The organism is Sinomonas atrocyanea, from assembly GCF_030812675.1.
GTDB classification, from domain to species: domain Bacteria; phylum Actinomycetota; class Actinomycetes; order Actinomycetales; family Micrococcaceae; genus Sinomonas; species Sinomonas atrocyanea_B.
Map to the genome: position 1 here is coordinate 1 of NZ_JAUSTE010000012.1, position 16,749 is coordinate 16,749.

At 69.0% G+C, this 16,749-nt stretch carries 11 protein-coding genes; 5 read left to right on the forward strand and 6 right to left on the reverse strand.

Going from position 1 to position 16,749, the window contains the following annotated elements; all coding sequences use genetic code 11:
• Positions 1 to 161: 161 nt before the first annotated feature.
• Positions 162 to 1,547, reverse strand: coding sequence for a glucose-1-phosphate adenylyltransferase (locus J2W20_RS15400; protein WP_373458028.1), 1,386 nt, complete (start codon positions 1,545 to 1,547; stop codon positions 162 to 164).
• A 169-nt stretch (positions 1,548 to 1,716) separates the two neighbouring features.
• Here J2W20_RS15400 and glgA point away from each other — a divergent pair, with 169 nt between their 5' ends.
• Positions 1,717 to 2,913, forward strand: coding sequence for a glycogen synthase (gene glgA / locus J2W20_RS15405; protein WP_307007614.1), 1,197 nt, complete (start codon positions 1,717 to 1,719; stop codon positions 2,911 to 2,913).
• A gap of 94 nt (positions 2,914 to 3,007) precedes the next feature.
• Here the strand turns inward: glgA and J2W20_RS15410 are convergent, their stop codons facing one another.
• The 3 genes from J2W20_RS15410 to J2W20_RS15420 all read right to left on the reverse strand — a co-directional run bounded on the left by J2W20_RS15410 (position 3,008) and on the right by J2W20_RS15420 (position 6,321).
• The gene (locus tag J2W20_RS15410) at positions 3,008 to 3,451 is read right to left on the reverse strand and encodes an Hsp20/alpha crystallin family protein (protein ID WP_307007616.1); all 444 of its coding nucleotides are present in this window, start codon (positions 3,449 to 3,451) and stop codon (positions 3,008 to 3,010) included.
• Between the two features lie 84 nt (positions 3,452 to 3,535).
• Entirely contained in the window at positions 3,536 to 5,614 is a 2,079-nt protein-coding gene (locus J2W20_RS15415; protein WP_307007618.1) for an acyl-CoA dehydrogenase family protein, read from the reverse strand.
• Positions 5,611 to 6,321: a TetR/AcrR family transcriptional regulator gene (locus tag J2W20_RS15420; protein WP_307007620.1), complete on the reverse strand. Its 711-nt coding sequence runs from the start codon at positions 6,319 to 6,321 to the stop codon at positions 5,611 to 5,613. Before J2W20_RS15420 ends, J2W20_RS15415 begins: the two co-directional genes overlap by 4 nt.
• Positions 6,322 to 6,388: 67 nt before the next feature.
• Between J2W20_RS15420 and J2W20_RS15425 the strand changes: the two genes are divergently transcribed.
• From J2W20_RS15425 to J2W20_RS15440, 4 genes are all read left to right on the forward strand, one after another.
• Positions 6,389 to 7,711, forward strand: a complete 1,323-nt coding sequence (locus tag J2W20_RS15425) for an acetyl-CoA C-acetyltransferase (protein ID WP_307007622.1) — start codon at positions 6,389 to 6,391, stop codon at positions 7,709 to 7,711.
• 20 nt (positions 7,712 to 7,731) lie between these two features.
• Positions 7,732 to 9,162 (forward strand): 3-oxoacyl-ACP reductase, encoded by a 1,431-nt coding sequence (locus J2W20_RS15430; protein WP_307007624.1) that lies wholly within the window; start codon positions 7,732 to 7,734, stop codon positions 9,160 to 9,162.
• On the forward strand, positions 9,159 to 10,085 hold the full coding sequence (locus J2W20_RS15435; RefSeq protein ID WP_307007625.1) for a MaoC/PaaZ C-terminal domain-containing protein: 927 nt from the start codon (positions 9,159 to 9,161) through the stop codon (positions 10,083 to 10,085). Before J2W20_RS15430 ends, J2W20_RS15435 begins: the two co-directional genes overlap by 4 nt.
• 349 nt (positions 10,086 to 10,434) lie before the next feature.
• Entirely contained in the window at positions 10,435 to 11,424 is a 990-nt protein-coding gene (locus tag J2W20_RS15440; RefSeq protein WP_307007626.1) for an MFS transporter, read from the forward strand.
• A 192-nt stretch (positions 11,425 to 11,616) separates the two neighbouring features.
• Here the strand turns inward: J2W20_RS15440 and J2W20_RS15445 are convergent, their stop codons facing one another.
• Both J2W20_RS15445 and J2W20_RS15450 read right to left on the reverse strand, forming a co-directional pair.
• Entirely contained in the window at positions 11,617 to 13,335 is a 1,719-nt protein-coding gene (locus J2W20_RS15445; protein ID WP_307007627.1) for a hypothetical protein, read from the reverse strand.
• Between the two features lie 191 nt (positions 13,336 to 13,526).
• A complete protein-coding gene (locus tag J2W20_RS15450; RefSeq protein ID WP_307007628.1) occupies positions 13,527 to 16,706 on the reverse strand; it encodes a type I restriction endonuclease subunit R in 3,180 nt (1,059 codons plus the stop codon).
• Positions 16,707 to 16,749 lie beyond the last annotated feature (43 nt).

Sequence of the window (16,749 nt, forward strand, 5' to 3'; positions counted from 1 at the left end):
TGGTGGCGCCTTCCGTGGTGGGGGGGGTTTTTATCGTCGGGGTGTTCTTGGGGGGTTATTTTTGTGGGGGGGGGGGGGGGGGGGCCCGGCGGGGGGGCCCCCGGGGGGGGGGGGGCGGGGGCGCGGCCCCCCGCGCCGCTGGCCAGGTCGGCGGGGGCGGTTCAGACCGCGGAGCGGCGGGACGCGGACGACGGCGAGGACGCGCCGTCGGCGGTGCCGTCACCGGCGGCGGCCTGCGCCGCTGCCGTGGCGTGGCGTTCCTGGATCTTCTCGGCGACCTCGGGCATCTCCGCGGCGACGTCCTCGAGCGCGGCCGGCATCTTCGACAGCCAGGCGGCGGCGAGGCGGCGTTCGTCCGCATCGGGCTCGGGGACGAGCTGGCCCTTGGCGAGGACCGTGATCCCCGAGGCGGTGACCTCGAAGCCGCGGCGCCGGTCGAGCTTCTCGTCCACCCCGATCGTCGCGCCCGGGGGCACCACGACGTTCTTGTCGACGATCGCCCGGTTCACCACGGCCCCGGCCCCGATCTGGACTCCGTCCATGATGACCGAGTCGAGGACGCGCGCGGCGGAGTTGACCCGGACGTCGTGCGAGATCACGGACCCCTCGACGATGCCGCCGGTGATGACCACGCCGCTGGAGACGATGGAGTCGAGCGCGATGCCGACGGTGCCGCCCTCGCCGCGGACGAACTTCGCCGGCGGCGAGACGCTCTGGTGGGTGTAGATCGGCCACCGGGAGTTGTAGAGGTTGAACACCGGCAGCGGGGAGATGAGGTCCATGTGGGCGTCGTAGAACGAGTCCAGGGTGCCCACGTCGCGCCAGTAGGTGCGGTCGCGTTCCGTGGCACCCGGGATCTCGTTCTTGGTGAAGTCGTAGACGCCGGCCTCGCCGCGGTCCACGAAGTAGGGGATGATGTCCCCGCCCATGTCGTGCTTCGTGTCGAGCCGCTCGGCGTCGCTCTTGAGCGCCTCGACGAGGGCATCGGCGTCGAAGACGTAGTTGCCCATCGAGGCCAGGAACTGCGCGGGATCGTCGGGCAGCCCCGGCGTCGTTGCCGGCTTCTCGACGAACGCGGAGATCATGGACGGCTTCGAGGAGTCCGTCTCGATGACGCCGAACTGGTTGGCCATGTCCAGCGGCTGGCGGACCGCGGCCACGGTCGCCTTGGCGCCGGAGGCCACGTGCGAGGCCACCATCTGCTCGAAGTCCATCCGGTACACGTGGTCGGCGCCGACCACGACCACGATCTCCGGCTGGGCGTCGTGGATGAGGTTCAGGGACTGGTAGATCGCGTTGGCGCTGCCCAGGAACCAGCTCTTCCCGACGCGCTGCTGGGCGGGCACGGACGCCACGTAGTTGCCCAGCTGGGGGGAGAGCCTCCACGTCTCCGAAATGTGCCTGTCCAAGGAGTGCGACTTGTACTGCGTCAGCACCACAATCTGCAGGTAGCCGGAATTCACGAGATTCGACATCGCGAAATCGATGAGCCGGTACCCTCCCGCGAACGGCACCGCGGGCTTGGCCCGGTCAGCCGTCAGGGGCATCAGCCGCTTGCCCTCCCCACCTGCGAGGACGATCGCCAATACCTTCTTCGCTGCCACTGCGCAACCCCCGTCATCTCTCGTTCAAGACCAGTTTTCCCGGCCTCCGCGGATGCGAAACGCGGTCCCCTTCACACTAGTTCAGGTTCCAATGACCGACTACGTTGAAACCGTGCGAATCGACATTGTGACCAAGGAATTCCCCCCGGAGATCTACGGCGGCGCTGGGGTGCATGTGGCCGAGCTCAGCAGGGTCCTCGCCCGCGAGGTGGACCTGCGCGTGCACGCCTTCGGAGCCCCCCGCGAGGCCCAGGTCAACGGCGCGGCGGTCACCTCGTACCAGGTCCCCGAATACCTCTCCGACGCCAACGCCGCGCTCCAGACCCTCGGGATCGACCTCGGCATCGTGCCCGACGTCGCCGGCGCCGACCTCGTCCATTCGCACACGTGGTACGCGAACATGGCGGGACACCTCGCCTCGCTCATGCACGGCATCCCGCACGTGCTCTCCGCGCACAGCCTCGAGCCCCTGCGCCCGTGGAAGGCCGAGCAGCTCGGCGGCGGCTACCGCCTCTCGTCGTGGGTGGAGAAGACGGCCTACGAGGCCGCGGACGCCATCATCGCCGTCTCCCACGGCATGCGCGCCGACATCCTGCGCTGCTACCCGGAGGTGGACCCGGCGAAGGTCAAGGTGGTCCACAACGGCATCGACGTCTCGCTGTGGGGCCGCGACGAGGGCACCGAGCACCTGGCCGGCCTCGGGATCGACCCGGCCAAGCCCTCGGTCGTGTTCGTGGGCCGCAATACGCGCCAGAAGGGCGTGCCCTACCTGCTGCGCGCGGCGTCGAAGCTCCCCGCGGACGTCCAGCTCGTCCTCTGCCTCGGGGCCGCGGACACCCCGGAGCTCGCGTCCGAGACCGCCGCGCTGATCGACGGCCTGCGCGCCGAGCGGGAGGGTGTGGTCCTCATCGAGCGGATGCTCCCGCGCGCCGAGCTCATCCAGGTCCTCAGCCACGCGACGGCCTTCGCGTGCCCCAGCATCTACGAGCCCCTCGGGATCGTGAACCTCGAGGCCATGGCGTGCGGCGCGGCGGTCGTGGCCACGGCCACCGGCGGGATCCCCGAGGTCGTCGACCACGGCACCACGGGTCTGCTCGTCCCGATCGAGCAGGTCAGCGACGGCACCGGCACGCCGCTGGACGCGGAGAAGTTCGTGGCCGACTTCGCGGCGGCGCTGACCGAGGTCGTGGCCGACCCGGACAGGGCCCGCGCCATGGGCGAGGCCGGCCGCGTCCGGGCCGAGGCGAACTTCTCGTGGGAGAGCATCGCCGAGACCACCCTCGAGGTCTACCGGTCGGTACTCGCGTAGGCTGGAGGCGAGAAGCGAGCGCACGACGGCGGCGGCGCACCCCGTAAGGGGAGCGTCGCCGCCGTCGCTGTGCCTGCGGCCCTGACGCCGGGATTCAGTCCCGGCTCACGTTGACCTTGGTGGGCCCGGGCCCGGCCTCCGGCGCGACGGGAACCCGCACCTCGAGCACGCCGTCGTGGTAGCTCGCCTTGACGTCCTCGCCGCGCGCCCCGCGCGGGAGGTCGACCGTGCGCGCATAGGTTCCGTAGCGGAACTCGCTGCGGTACCCGCCCCTGGTGCGGTTGGCCGTGTCCTCGCGCCGCTCGGCCTTGATCGAGAGGGTCGAGTCGTGGACCGTGACCTCGACGTCCCGCTCGGGGTCGATCCCCGGCAGCTCGGCGCGCACCACGAGGTAGTCGCCGTCGCGGAACTGCTCGGTGCGCAGCCACGTCGTCTCCCACTCGTCGACGAAGCGCTTGAACTGTTCGGGGAACCCGAACCTGCGCATGCCCTCCGGCATCATGTCCCATGGGCCCCTGCGGCCCCATCCCTCGACCATGGATTCCTCCTGACGTGCCCCGGGCACCGGTGCGGCCGGGTCCTGCCTTCAGGCTAGACCCGGCCGCGGGGAGGGGGAAAGGACCTACTTCTTGAGGTCCTTCTCCTTGGTGGGCGCCTCGCCCGAGGCGCGCTGCGCGGCGTAGTAGGCCGCGGCCTCCTCCTGCCGACGGGCCTCGATGCCGCTCGCCACGGTGGCCCGCAGGTGGTCCTGGGTGTAGCCGAACGCCTCGACCAGGTCGAGGGCGTGCGGGCGCAGCCGGGCGAGCAGGCGGTTGATGTACTCGCCCACGGTGCGCCCGCGCTGCATGGAGAGCCGGCCGTTCATGAGGTACCACTCGAGGTGCGCCTCGATGAGGGTCAGGCCGAACAGGTCGCGCAGCCAGGTGAGGACCTGCTTGGTGCCCGGGTCCTCGATCTTCTCCAGGGCCTCGGTGAACGCCTCCCACTGGAGCAGCTCGCCGTGGGCGCGGGCGGCCTCGATGAGCTCGTTCTGGTGCGCGTTGAAGCGCGCGGCGGCCTCGACCTGGGGGAGCTTGGTGGCCCCGGCGAGGGCCTGCGCGGCCTGCGCCACCATGGTCTGGACCCGCTCGGCCAGCAGGAGCCGCTGCGTGTCGGGGTCGCGCAGCGCGAGGGCGGAGCGCTGCGCGCGGCCGGAGTCCGCCGCGAACTGCGCCACCGCGCCCAGTCCCGTCTTGAGGGCCACGCCGCGGGCCTGGCCGAGCGCGAACTTCGCCAGCGCCCCGACGTTCATGGAGCGGAACTCCTTGGCGTAGTCGTTCAGGAGCCGCTTGGCCACGAGCTGCAGCAGCACGTTGTTGTCGCCCTCGAAGGTCACGTAGATGTCGAGGTCCGCGCGCAGGGACGCGAAGCGGTTCTCGATCATGAACCCGGAGCCGCCGCACGCCTCGCGGCACTCCTGGAGCGTGGTGAGCGCGTGCCACGTGGACAGGGGCTTGAGGGCCGCGGCCAGCGTCTCGAGGTCCTGCCGGTCCTCGTCCGTGTCCTGCGCCCCGGAGAACACGCCGTCGAACTTCGCCAGGAGCTCCTCGTGGGCGAAGCTCATCGCGTAGGTCGCGGCGAGCAGCGGGAAGAGGCGGCGCTGGTGGCGCTGGTAGTCCAGCAGCACCTCCTCGGCGGTGTCCGAGGAGGCGTTGAACTGGCGGCGCTCTGCGGCGTACCGGATGGCGGCCGTGAGGCCCACCTTGGAGGCGGCGACGGCGGCGCCGTCGAGCGAGACGCGGCCCTGCACCAGGGTGCCGAGCATCGTGAAGAAGCGCCGGCCCGGGGTGGCGATGGGCGAGCTGTAGGTGCCGTCCTCGGCCACGTCCCCGTAGCGGTTGAGCAGGTTGGTGCGCGGGATGCGCACGTGGTCGAACGCCAGCCGGCCGTTGTCGATCCCGTTGAGGCCGCCCTTGATGCCGTCGTCCTCGCTCGAGACGCCCGGCAGGCACTCCTTGGTCTGGGGGTCGCGGATGGGGACGTAGAAGGCGTGCACGCCGTGGTTGACCCCGCGGGTGATGAGCTGGGCGAACACCACGGCGGCGATGCCGTCCTTGGCCGCGTTGCCCAGGTACTCCTTCCACGCGGCCCGGAACGGGGTGTTGAGGACGAACTCGCCGGTCTCGGGGTCATACGTGGCGGTGGTGCCGATGCTCGCGACGTCGGAGCCGTGGCCGATCTCGGTCATGGCGAAGGCGCCGGGCACAGTGAGGTCCATGATGTCCGGCAGCCACTTCGCATGGTGCTCGGCGGTGCCGAGGTGCAGCACGGCCGCGCCGAACAGGCCCCACTGCACGCCGGACTTGATCTGCAGCGACGGGTCGGCGGTGACGAGCTCCTCGAACCCGGCGATGTTGCCGCCGTGGTTGTCCTCCCCGCCAAGCGCCTTCGGGAACGCGCGCTGGATGGCGCGGTGGTCCACGAGGTACTTGAGCTGGCCGAACACGCGCTCGCGGTGCTCGGTGTGGGTCAGTCCCTCGAGCTTGTGCAGTTCGGGGCGGGCGGCGAGCTCGCGGGCCTGCTTGCGCACGTCGGCCCAGGTTCCCAGCAGCAGCTCGCCCAGCGCGGCGACGTCGATCTTCGGCGACTGCTCGAGGTCGGCCACGTCGGTCTCCGCCTCCGCGGAGGGGGAGGTGGAGAGGCCAGCGGTCTGGTGGGTCATCGTGTCTCCTGTGGTGGAAGGGGTGGGGCCTGCCTGCGGTCGGCGTCGGCGGCTGATCCGACGGGAACGGCCGCCTGGGCGGCGATTCCCGCGAAGAGCCAGTCGGCGATCAGGCCTGCCATGTCGTCGAGGGAGGGCTTGTGGTCGGAGGGCGCGGCGGTGAGCCAGCGCTCGCCGGCGGCGCGGACGAGGCCGATCGCGGCGGGGGGCCAGTAGTCGAGCGTCGCGGAGGCGGCGGGGCCGAGGTACCGGGCCATGGGGGCCTGGATCATCGACCCCACGGCATCGAAGAAGCTGCCGAAGGCGCGGTCCGGGTCCGCCGGGACCCGCGTGACGAACTCGTACACGTGCGGCGAGCGCGCGGCCATGCCGAGGTAGGCGGCGACCATGGCCCGCAGCCCCTCGTAGGGCGTCTGCGCGGCGGCGGCCGCTGCTCCGATGCGCTCCTGCATCTGCGCCAGGACGAGCGAGCCCATCGCGGCCTGGAGGCCGGCCTTGTCCCGGAAGTACCGGTAGAAGACGGACTTCGACGTGCCGGCCGCGGCTGCGATGTCCTCCATGGGCACGTCCGGGCCGAGCCGGTGCACGGCCCGGCGCGCGGCGTGGACGAGGTCGGCGCGGCGTTCCTCGCGGTGGCTCGCCCAGCGCGCGGTGCGGCCGTCGACGCCGGGCGAGGGCACGGCGTCGTTCGCAGTGGATTGGTTCACGGTACTCAGCGTATCAGGTACGCTAGGTATCGGTAATTCAGATCACAGCTCTCGACCGGAGGACGCTATGCCCACCTCTTCCTCGCCCGGCATCCGCAAGGCCGTCGTCGTCGGCGGCAACCGCATCCCGTTCGCGCGGGCCAACGGCGCCTACACCCGGACCTCGAACCAGGACATGCTCATCGCCGCGATCGACGGGCTCGTGGCCCGCTTCGGCCTGCAGGACGAGCAGATCGGCGAGGTCGCCGCGGGCGCGGTGCTCAAGCACAGCCGCGACTTCAACCTCACCCGGGAGTCCGTCCTCGGCTCGGCCCTGCGCCCCGAGACCCCGGCCTACGACGTGCAGCAGGCCTGCGCGACGGGCCTCGAGACCGTCCTCCAGCTCTCGGACAAGATCAAGCTCGGCCGCCTCGACTCGGCGATCGCCGGCGGCGTCGACTCGGCCTCGGACGCCCCGATCGTGGTCAGCGAGGGCCTGCGCGAGACGATCCTCGAGCTCAGCCGCGCCAAGACCCTCCAGCAGAAGCTCAAGGCCGTCTCGAAGCTGCGCCCCAAGGACCTTGCGCCCATGGCGCCGGGCACCAACGAGCCCCGCACCGGGCTGTCCATGGGCGAGCACCAGGCCCTGACCACCAAGCAGTGGAACATCACCCGCGAGGCCCAGGACGAGCTGGCGCTCGCGTCCCATCGCAACCTGGCCGCGGCCTACGAGCGGGGCTTCTTCGACGACCTCGTGACCCCGTACCGCGGGCTCACGAAGGACTCGAACCTGCGCGCCGACACCTCGATGGAGAAGCTCGGCAAGCTGTCGCCGGTCTTCGGCCGCCAGCTCGGCTCCGGGGCCAGCATGACCGCGGGGAACTCGACCCCGCTCACGGACGGCGCCTCGACCGTGCTGCTCGCCTCCGAGGACTGGGCTGCCGAGCGCGACCTTCCCATCCTCGCCGACATCGTGGACGGCGAGGCCGCGGCCGTGGACTTCGTGCACGGCAAGGACGGCCTCCTCATGGCGCCGGTGTTCGCGGTGCCGCGCCTGCTCGGCCGGCTCGGCCTGACGCTCGAGGACATCGACTACTTCGAGATCCACGAGGCCTTTGCCGGCACCGTGCTCGCGACCCTCGCCGCGTGGGAGGACGCCGACTTCTGCCGCGAGCGCCTCGGTCTCGACGGCGCCTTCGGCAAGGTGGACCGCGCCAAGCTCAACGTCAACGGCTCCTCGCTCGCCGCCGGCCACCCCTTCGCCGCGACCGGCGGCCGCATCGTCGCGAGCCTGGCCAAGCAGCTCCACGAGCGCACCGCCGCCGGCGACCTCGGCCGGCCGGCCCGCGGGCTCATCTCCGTCTGCGCGGCCGGCGGCATGGGCGTCGTCGCCGTCCTCGAGGGACGCTGAGGCTGGGGAAGGGGACAGGCATGGCTGACAAGTACACCGACTTCGTCTCGCGCGGCTGGGGACGGGACCTCGCCAAGCGCCTCGGGCTCCCGCAGCCCGTGGCCCTGCGCCGCTACGAGCCAGGAGCGCCACTCGTGCCCGGGCCCGTCCTGCTCATCGGCGCCGGCGCCGGGGCGGACGCCCTCGAGACGGCGCTGAAGGGCTGGGATGTCGAGGTCGTCAGGGACCCCGCAGTGGTCCCCGCCGACGGGGGGACGCACGACGCCGGTGCCTCGCCGGCGTCGTCCGCCTCGCCCGCCGCTTCGGCCGGCTCCGGAAGGGGAGGGGCGGCGAAGCTCGGCGGCATCGTGCTCGCCCTCGACACGGTGGCCCGGCCCGAGGACCTGTCCGCGCCGATCCTCGCCGCCGGCCGCGCCCTGCGCTCGCTGGCCCCCAACGCGCGCGTCGTCACGGTCTCGCGGCGGTCCTCGACCGCGGACGAGCCGGCGCTCGCCGCCGCCCGGGCCGGCGTGGACGGCATCCTGCGCTCGCTGGCCAAGGAACTGCGCAGCGGTGCGACCGGCAACGGCATCCTGCTCGCCGAGGGCGTCGGGGCGGACGCCCCCAGCGCGCTCGGGGCGCTGCGCTTCCTGCTCTCCGGGCGGTCCGCCTTCGTCGACGGCCAATTCGTCACCGTCGGCACGGCCAAGGGCGAGCGGCCCGGCGATCCCGAGAAGCCCCTCGCCGGGAAGGTCGCGGTGGTCACCGGGGCCGCGCGGGGGATCGGCGCGGCGATCGCCCGCACGCTGGCCCGCGACGGCGCCAAGGTGGTCGTCGTGGACGTGCCCGCGGCGGGCGACGCCCTCGCGAAGGTCGCCAACGAGGTCCGCGGCACCGCCCTCCAGCTCGACATCACCAAGCCCGAGGCGGGCGAGCGGATCCTCGAGCACGCGCTCGGCCGGCACGGCGCCCTGGACATCCTCGTGCACAACGCCGGCGTCACCCGGGACAAGCTCCTGGCCAACATGGACGCCTGGCGCTGGGACTCGGTCATCGCCGTGAACATCGCGGCCCAGCTGCGCATCAACGACGCGCTGCTCGGCTCCGGCCGGCTGGGCGAGGGGTTCCGCATCGTCTCGGTCGCCTCGACCTCGGGGATCGCGGGCAATCGCGGGCAGACCAACTACGCGGCCTCCAAGGCTGGCGTCATCGGGATGGTCCGCTCCACCGCGGCCCGGCTCGCCCCGATCGGGGGGACGGCGAACGCCGTGGCCCCGGGGTTCATCGAGACCGAGATGACGGCCAAGATCCCGTTCGCGACCCGCGAGGTGGCCCGGCGCCTGAACTCGCTCCAGCAGGGCGGGCTTCCGCTCGACGTGGCCGAGGCGATCGCGTTCCTCGCCTCCGACGCGGCCGGGGGCATCTCCGGCAACGTGCTGCGGGTGTGCGGGCAGAACCTGGTGGGGCAGTGAGCGCCCCGGCGCGCGGGATCGAGACGGTCGAGCTGCCCGAGCTCCCCAGTCTCACCCGGCTCTACGCGGGCGCGGCGGCGGCCGCTGCCCGCCTCATGATCGCTAAGCGCGACGGCGCGCGGCGGCTGCCCCGAGCCCGTCACCACGTGGCCGCGGTGCGGCCGGAGCTGGAACGGCTCACCGCCTACCAGCACCTGGTCGGGGAGCCGGCGCGTGACGTGCTGCCCGCAGGCTACCTCCACACGCTGGCGTTCCCGGTGGCGATGAGCGTGATGGCCCGCGAGGACTTCCCTTTGCCGTTGCTCGGCATGGTGCATGTGCGCAACCGCATTGAGTACCGCGAGCCCGTCGCCTACGACGATGAGCTCGAGATCACGGCATGGACGGAGAACCTCGCCGGGCACCGGGCCGGGACGCTCGTGGACGTCGTGGCCGAGGTGCGCCGTGCCGGGGGAGGGGAGCCGGTGTGGCGCGGCGTTTCGACCAACATCGCCAAGGGCGTCTTCCTGCCCGGCGTGGACAAGGCCCTCGCCAACGGGGAGCGGGAGGACTTCCGGCCACCGCTGCAGACTGCCCTGTGGCGTCTCGGGGCGGAGACCGGGCGCGAGTACGCGGCCGTATCGGGGGACTACAACCCGATCCATCTCTCCTCCCTGTCCGCGAAGGCCCTCGGCATGCGCCGCTCGATCGCCCACGGGATGTATTCGGCCTCACGGGCCCTGGCCGAGGTCGGGACTCAGAAGGGCGACGCGTTCGCCTGGGATGTGAAGTTCGAGGCAGCCGTGTTCCTGCCGGCCCGGGTCTCGCTGAACATCGCGGACTCCGTCGACGCCGAGGGCGCCTGGGAGCGGTCCGAGTTCGTCGGATGGAACCCCAAGTCGGGGCGGCGGCACTTCGTCGGGAGCGTCTCCCGGCTCGGGTGAGCGCTCGGCCTGACGCGCCGCTGCGCGGCCCGTCCCCGTGGGGGGGCGGGCCGCTCCGCGTTCACATCCTCGTCGGCACGTGTGGCCATTCGATCGGGAGCCCCGAAGTGCTGCGCGGCCGCTCCTGCGGCGGGCGCCGCGACTGTCGCAGCGCGCCATGCACAGCCTCGTCTGATGCTGCTGCGCGTGTGCCCGGCCCCGTCGCCGGCGTCGGTGCTGACTTCCTCTGGTCACCATAGGCGTGACTCTTGGCATCAACCATGGTCCGTGTCCCCCCTCGGAACGGTGGTCTCGATGGGTGGACCCTAACCAAGGGGTCCGACATTCCTCGGCCACGCCCGGTGCGGCCGTGCCGCCACAGCGGGAGGGGGCCACGTCGTCGTGTGTCGACCAACGCCGCTGTACCTCTCAGGACGGCAACTGCCGCTCGTCGTGTACTCGAAGGACCCGGGCCTCGGGGGGCGCAGGTCCTGGACCCGGTCCGGATGTTCATCGCCGGCTTCTACTACCTGAGCTACGCCAACGTGACCGAGCGGCTCCGATCGCCCCGAAGCCGAAGGCCGAGCGGCCCAAGCCCGCCGCCGTCCTCCGCTCCCTGGCCCCCAACCGCGGCCTCGTCTCCCTCATCGTCGCCGCGCTCGTGCTGCTGGTCGCGATGGGCATCACCCAGGGCGTTACGGCGTCCCTGTGGCTCGACTACTTCGGCAACGGCTCGCTCAAGGCGCTGGCGAGCCTCGCCACCTACCTCCCCGCCTTCGTCATCGCGCCGTTCGCGACCCGACTGGGCCTGCGGCTCGGCAAGAAGGAGTTCGCCGTGGCGGGGCTCGTCCTCACCGTCGTCGCGCTGACAGTCCTGTACTTCAGCCACTCGCACAACCCGTGGGTCTACACCGTCGCGAACCTCATCGCCGGCGTGAGCCTGGGCCTCTTCAACATGCTCATCTGGGCGTTCATCACAGACGTGATCGACTTCCAGGAGGTCCGCACCGGGCAGCGCGACGACGGCACCGTCTACGCGACCTTCTCGTGGGCCCACAAGGTCGGCCCAGCGCTCTTGGGCGGCCTCAGCGGCGCCGTGCTGACGTTCATCGGGTACCAGGCCACAACCGGCAAGCACGTCCAGCAGTCGGCAGGGACGCTTGACGGGCTGTTCGCCTTCTCGACCGTCGACCTCGCCGCGTTCTACCTCGTGATCGCCCTCGTCCTCGTGTTCTCGTGCCCGCTCAACCGGCGCGCCGTGGAGCAGAACGCGGCCATCCTCGCTGGGCGGCCTGAGGTGGTCGAAGTCGCGCGGGGGGCTCCTTCAGACGCACGATGGCGCCGCTCACCTTCCCGGTGAGCGGCGCCGTTCGGTGTGGTTCAGTCCCAACTCCGGCCTAGCAGTCCTTCGTGGCGAGATTTGTGCCACGAGCCCGGCGGTCCGAGATTGAGCGGCGGCCCGCTCGCCCCGGAGCGCACTGAGGCTCTCTCGTCGGCGATACCGTTCCTCGAATCGCGTCGTGCGCCGGGCAGGCGAATCGCCGCGGCGTTCTCATATCGTCGGTAGCGTGACAGCCTCCGTCAGATACGGTCGCAGTTGCAAACGGAAAATTTGCTCGAAATTCCGAGGTTCGTCCGCGTTCTTGCGCGCCAACCCCACGCACGTTCGAAGGAGCCTGTCAATTTCATGCTTCCCCATTTCTATAGCGGCTTGACGCAGTGGTCGCAGTTCGCGGACAAGAACTGAATAGTCTGACATGTCGACCCGTAGCGCTAGCCGTGCCAGATAGCAGTTCACATCTTGCTCCGAAACGATGGGTTCACCATTCTTGTTCCAGGTCGCGTACAACTTCAATAGTTCCAGCCCGGAGAATCCTTCATGGTCCGAGTGCGGCACCGACCCGTCGTAGATATCCCCATCCAAAACGTAACGGATCCGTTTGGCCGATTTGGATATGATCGAGGAAAGGGCGGCCGCAAGTGTGAGTAGCGGCGTATTCGGGCGATCTTCGAAGCTCATCACGAGACAGTCCCCTTCCAAAGCAACCGCAGGCCTCTCGCCAGTGAACCCAAAGGCCAACATCCGAATTGCCTCGAGCGTACCTATCCCCAGATCGTCCAATGCAATCTCTGGGTTTACTGTTGGATACCCAGTGTGAAGTACTACTCGGAAGGCAATAAGCGCGGAGGAGGCAGTCAGGATTGCCGTGTAGATACGATCAATAATTGCATCGAGTGTTGTCTCCTTTTGAACCGACCTAGCGTCCAAGATGATTTTCTCGCCAGCAAGCCGAATTGCGCCGTGGCTTCCCGCATTTCGAATGTCTAGGTCGAAGCCGGACAAATACTCACTCATCCCAGCTTCACGGGCTCGCTTGATAAGCGCGGATGCGTCCTTATGGCGAAGGGTTGAATACGGGGTGGTTCGAGTTCTGGCGGACAATAATGCAACGGCGGCCAAGCACTTGCCTGCGTTTTCCATCAGGTCGTTGTGAACGGCTACCAGGGCCAGTAATGACTGCCGGGAGGTCTGAGCGGACTGAACCCTAAAGAGCAACGCATGCGCTGCGTCGAAAACACTCAGGAGTGCCTCGCGCGTATCGCCCGCAAGATTGGAAAGGTCCTCGGCGCTAAAGGAATCCAATGGAAGTGAAGAAGAGATTCGGTGGAATCCTTTCATCAATCGACGCGCATCGTCTTGCTGCTTGGCGCTGCTCCGCTGAGCGAGCACAAGTGCATAATCGAGCACGAGGTCATCAGATGACTTCTCACCAAAAACGGTCCTAAACTCAGCTGAGGCAGCGCTGCGAAGCTCAATTAAACTCTTCGCATGGAACATTTCTTGTGCGTTTTCCAGACTGAACTCGACTAGCTGCGACACCGACTCTGCCGACGCAAGCTTTTCGATTCTCAAGGATTCCTTGTTGTATGCTGCGAGGGTAGCTGTGGCATGATCAAGAGCCAGTTGGCCGGATCGGGCGTGATGCTTTGCGCCTAACGGGGTTATGTCAGCTAAGGCGCGCAGGAAGGATAGAGCAAATTCAGTGCACGATTGTGCCAATTCTGACATGAGCTCATGTTGCCTGCGGTCGACTTCGCGTAGTGGCGTGGCTCGAATAGATGCGTCAAGGTTCAGGATCCAGGTCAGCTTGCCCTCGAGGGCTTTGCGTTCCTTATCGTGATTTTGGGAGAATCGTTCCAAGCATTCCGTAAAGTCTTGTATCCATGAAGTTACACCGTTCATTGCCTCCAGCCCACTGAGCTCTTGCACGCTGAAAGGAGTTCCCACTCTAATCTGAGACGTTGCGGCGCTTATGACACTGCGGGCGGATCGACTTCGAAGGGCTTGCTCGCTGCCTACCTCGTGATGCTCAGGTTTCTTGCCGCATTCTGGGCATGACAGTCCCCTGAGCCGCCGAGCTCCGCATCCTAGGCACTTAACTTGCTGGAAGGCGAGCTTGATCACTTATCACCAGTTGTTGCCCGGACTGCATATCTTCCCGCCATCGTCTCCATCTGCTCCATCACCAGCTTGATGGCGCCCTGTTGCTTGTCCGGCGGGTAGCCGTTCTTGACGAGTAGTCGTTTGATGGAGGTCCGCAGCTTGGCCCGGACGTCCTCTCGGACAGTCCAGTCGGTGCGGACGTCGCGACGCAGCACTTCGACGAGCTGCCGAGCGATTTCGGCCAGGATGCCGTCGCCCATCACGTCCACCGCGGACTCGTTCTGGGCCACCGCGTCGTAGAACGCGAGTTCGTCCGAGTTCAGCGGGGGAGAGAACCGCTGCCCGCGGTTTCCCTCGGCAGCCACCTCGCGCGACATCTCGATCAGCTCGGCGATCACCTCGGCAGCAGTCAGCTGCGAGTTGGTGTACTTCCGCATGAGCTCGGTGATCCGCTCCGAGAACGCCCGCTGCCGCACAACGTTGTTCCGCGTCGCCTTCGCCGACTCCTCGGCCACAAGCTTTCGCAGCCCCTCGATCGCGAGCTGCGGGTTGCGCGCGTGCCGCGTCTTCTCGATGAACTCCGGCGTGAGGTCGTCCAGAGACGGCTTGGGCATGCCCGCGGCGTCGTAGATGTCCAGGACCTCGCCGGACGCGGTCGCCGTCGCGATCAGCTCGCCCAGCAGCCGCTGGATCTCCTCGGGCACGGGCTCGCCCGAGGCCTGGCGGTCGGCGGCGTCGAACTTCGCCATCCACACCCGGACCTCTTCGTAGAAGCGCACCTCCGGCTGCAGCTCCGCGAGCGTCGTCGAGCCCGAGCACAGGGCCCAGGCCCGGGCGAGCTGCCCGGACAGCCGGCGGAACTTCCCGCCGAGCGAGTCGGCGCCGTTCCCGTGCTCCGGCGACCGCAGGTAGGAGGTCGCCCCGGTCGTCGCGTTGAGGAACGCCTTCGGCCCCGGCTTGGCGAGCACGGCCTTCCAGTCGTAACCGGCGAGCGTGCCACGCAGCTGTTCTACGAGCTGCTGCGTGAGCTCAACAGCCGCGCCAATGTCGCGCCCCGCCGGCTTCTTCGCCCGGTCGGTCTGCGTGTACTCCTCAAGCGCCTTCGCGAGGTTCTCGGCCAGCGGCGCGTACGCCACGAGCAGGCCGTCCTCCTTGCCGCGGAACGTCCGGTTCACGCGCGCGAGCGTCTGCATCAGCAGCGCGCCCTTGAGCGGCCGGTCCAGGTACAGGGTGTGCAGGGGAGGGGAGTCGTACCCGGTGAGCATCATGTCCTTGACGATCACGATCTCGAGCTCGTCGTCCGGGTCCTTCAGCCGCTCCTTGATGGCGGCGTTCTGCGAGTCCCGCCGCACGTGGTCGGCCACGGGCGGCTGGTCGGACGCCGTCCCCGAGTAGACGACCTTGATCCGCCCGCGGTCCAGCTCGTCCGCGTGCCAGTCCGGCCGCAGCTGAACGATGGCCGAGTACAGGTTCGCGCAGATCTCCCGCGTCGCCCCGACGATGAGCGCCTTGCCCGGCCCCTCGATGAACTTGTGCATCTGCGCTCGTCGGTTCTCCCAGTGCGCCACGAGGTCCGCGGCCAGCGCGCGGATCCGTTCGGGCGCGCCGTAGATCGCGTTGACGACGGCGACGCTCGCCTCGATGCGCGCCCGCTCCGTGTCGTCGAGGCCGACCGTGGCCTCGTCGGCGGCGAGGTCGAGCTGCTCCTCTGAGAGCTGGTTCTCGACCTTGATGAGCCGCGGCTCGAAGTACACCGGCACGGTCGCGCCGTCCTCCACGGCCCGGGTGAGGTCGTAGATGTCGATGTAGTCGCCGAACACGTCGCGGGTGTTGCGCTCCTCGAAGGAGATCGGCGTACCTGTGAACGCGATGAGCGTCGCGTTCGGCAGGGCGTCGCGCAGGTGCCGGGCGTACCCGTCGAGGTCGTCGTAATGCGAGCGGTGCGCCTCCTCGACCACCACGATGATGTTCTTCCGGTCGGACAGCAGCGGGTGGTCCTGGCCGGCCTCCTTCTCGGCCTTACTGAGCCCGAACTTCTGAAGCGTGGTGAAGTAGATCCCGCCCGTGGTCCGCCCGGACAGTTCGGAGCGCAGCTCGGCGCGCCGCCGGATCTGGCGCGCCTTCTCGGGGAGCAGTAGGCTCCGCTCGAACCCCGAGAACAGCTGCCCGTCCAGCTCGTTGCGGTCGGTGATCACCACGATCGTGGGGTTCTTCAGCCGCGGGTGCTGCATCACGAGGTTCGTGTACAGCTCCATCTCCATGGACTTCCCGGAGCCCTGCGTGTGCCACACGACGCCGGCCTTGCCGTTGCTTGCCACCGCCTGCACCGTGGAGCCCACGGCCTTGGTCACGGCGAAGTACTGGTGCGGCTTGGCGATGCGTTTGACGAGCCCCTCGGCTCCCTCGTCGAACGCCGTGTACGAGCGCACGAACTGCAGGAACCGCTCCTGGTTGTACAGGCCGGCGAGTGCTGTCTCGAGCGGGGTGACCACATCGCCGTCGAACGTCGCGCCGACGGGGACGGGCACGCCGTCGTCGTCCACGTTCCACGGCGAGATGTGGTTCAGGGGTGTGAACGGGGTGCCGTACTTGGCGTCGATCCCGTCCGAGGCGAGGTTGAACACGGCGAAGCGGAAGGCGAGCGGGAACTCGCGCAGGTAGGTGGCGAGCTGGGCGTGGGCGGCGGCGACGTCGCCGTGCTCGGCGCCGGCCTTCTTGAGCTCGACGGCGCTCACCGGCATCCCGTTGCAGTACAGCACCACGTCGAAGCGGCGCCGGTAGTCGCCTTGGACGATCGTGACCTGGTTGGCCACGAGCCAGTCGTTCTGATCGGGATCCTCGCTCAGGATCCGGATGGTCGGGTTGCGCTCGGTGCCGTCCGCGTCGAGGTAGCTGAGCCGGTAGCCGTGCACGAGGCACTCGTGGATGCGGTGGTTCTCGGTTATCGCGTCCTGCGACTTGGGTTGCGCGAGCTCGGCGAGGGCTTGGCGCAGGTATTCCGCCGGGACCTCGGGGTTGAGCTTCTGCATCGCCGCTAGCAGGCGCGGCCGGATGAGCAGCTCGTCCCAGGACTCCCGCTCGCCGGAGCCGGGCGCGATCTGCTCGCCCGCGACCGGCGCCCACCCGAGCTCCGCGAGCGACTCCTTGGCGAGGCCTTCCCAGTCGGCCTCCGTGTACGGCGCTGACGTCGTGGTCATGCTTCCCCCATAGATGGTTTGTACCACGTCAATGTTGCAGCGG

What these genes read in the sequence shown, in the direction of transcription:
- J2W20_RS15425 (WP_307007622.1), top strand. Translation starts at nt 6,389, where the DNA reads ATGCCCACCTCTTCCTCGCCCGGCATCCGCAAGGCCGTCGTCGTCGGC.
- J2W20_RS15415 (WP_307007618.1), bottom strand. Translation starts at nt 5,614, where the DNA reads ATGACCCACCAGACCGCTGGCCTCTCCACCTCCCCCTCCGCGGAGGCG.
- J2W20_RS15400 (WP_373458028.1), bottom strand. Translation starts at nt 1,547, where the DNA reads ATGCCCCTGACGGCTGACCGGGCCAAGCCCGCGGTGCCGTTCGCGGGA.
- J2W20_RS15410 (WP_307007616.1), bottom strand. Translation starts at nt 3,451, where the DNA reads ATGGTCGAGGGATGGGGCCGCAGGGGCCCATGGGACATGATGCCGGAG.
- J2W20_RS15430 (WP_307007624.1), top strand. Translation starts at nt 7,732, where the DNA reads ATGGCTGACAAGTACACCGACTTCGTCTCGCGCGGCTGGGGACGGGAC.
- J2W20_RS15450 (WP_307007628.1), bottom strand. Translation starts at nt 16,706, where the DNA reads ATGACCACGACGTCAGCGCCGTACACGGAGGCCGACTGGGAAGGCCTC.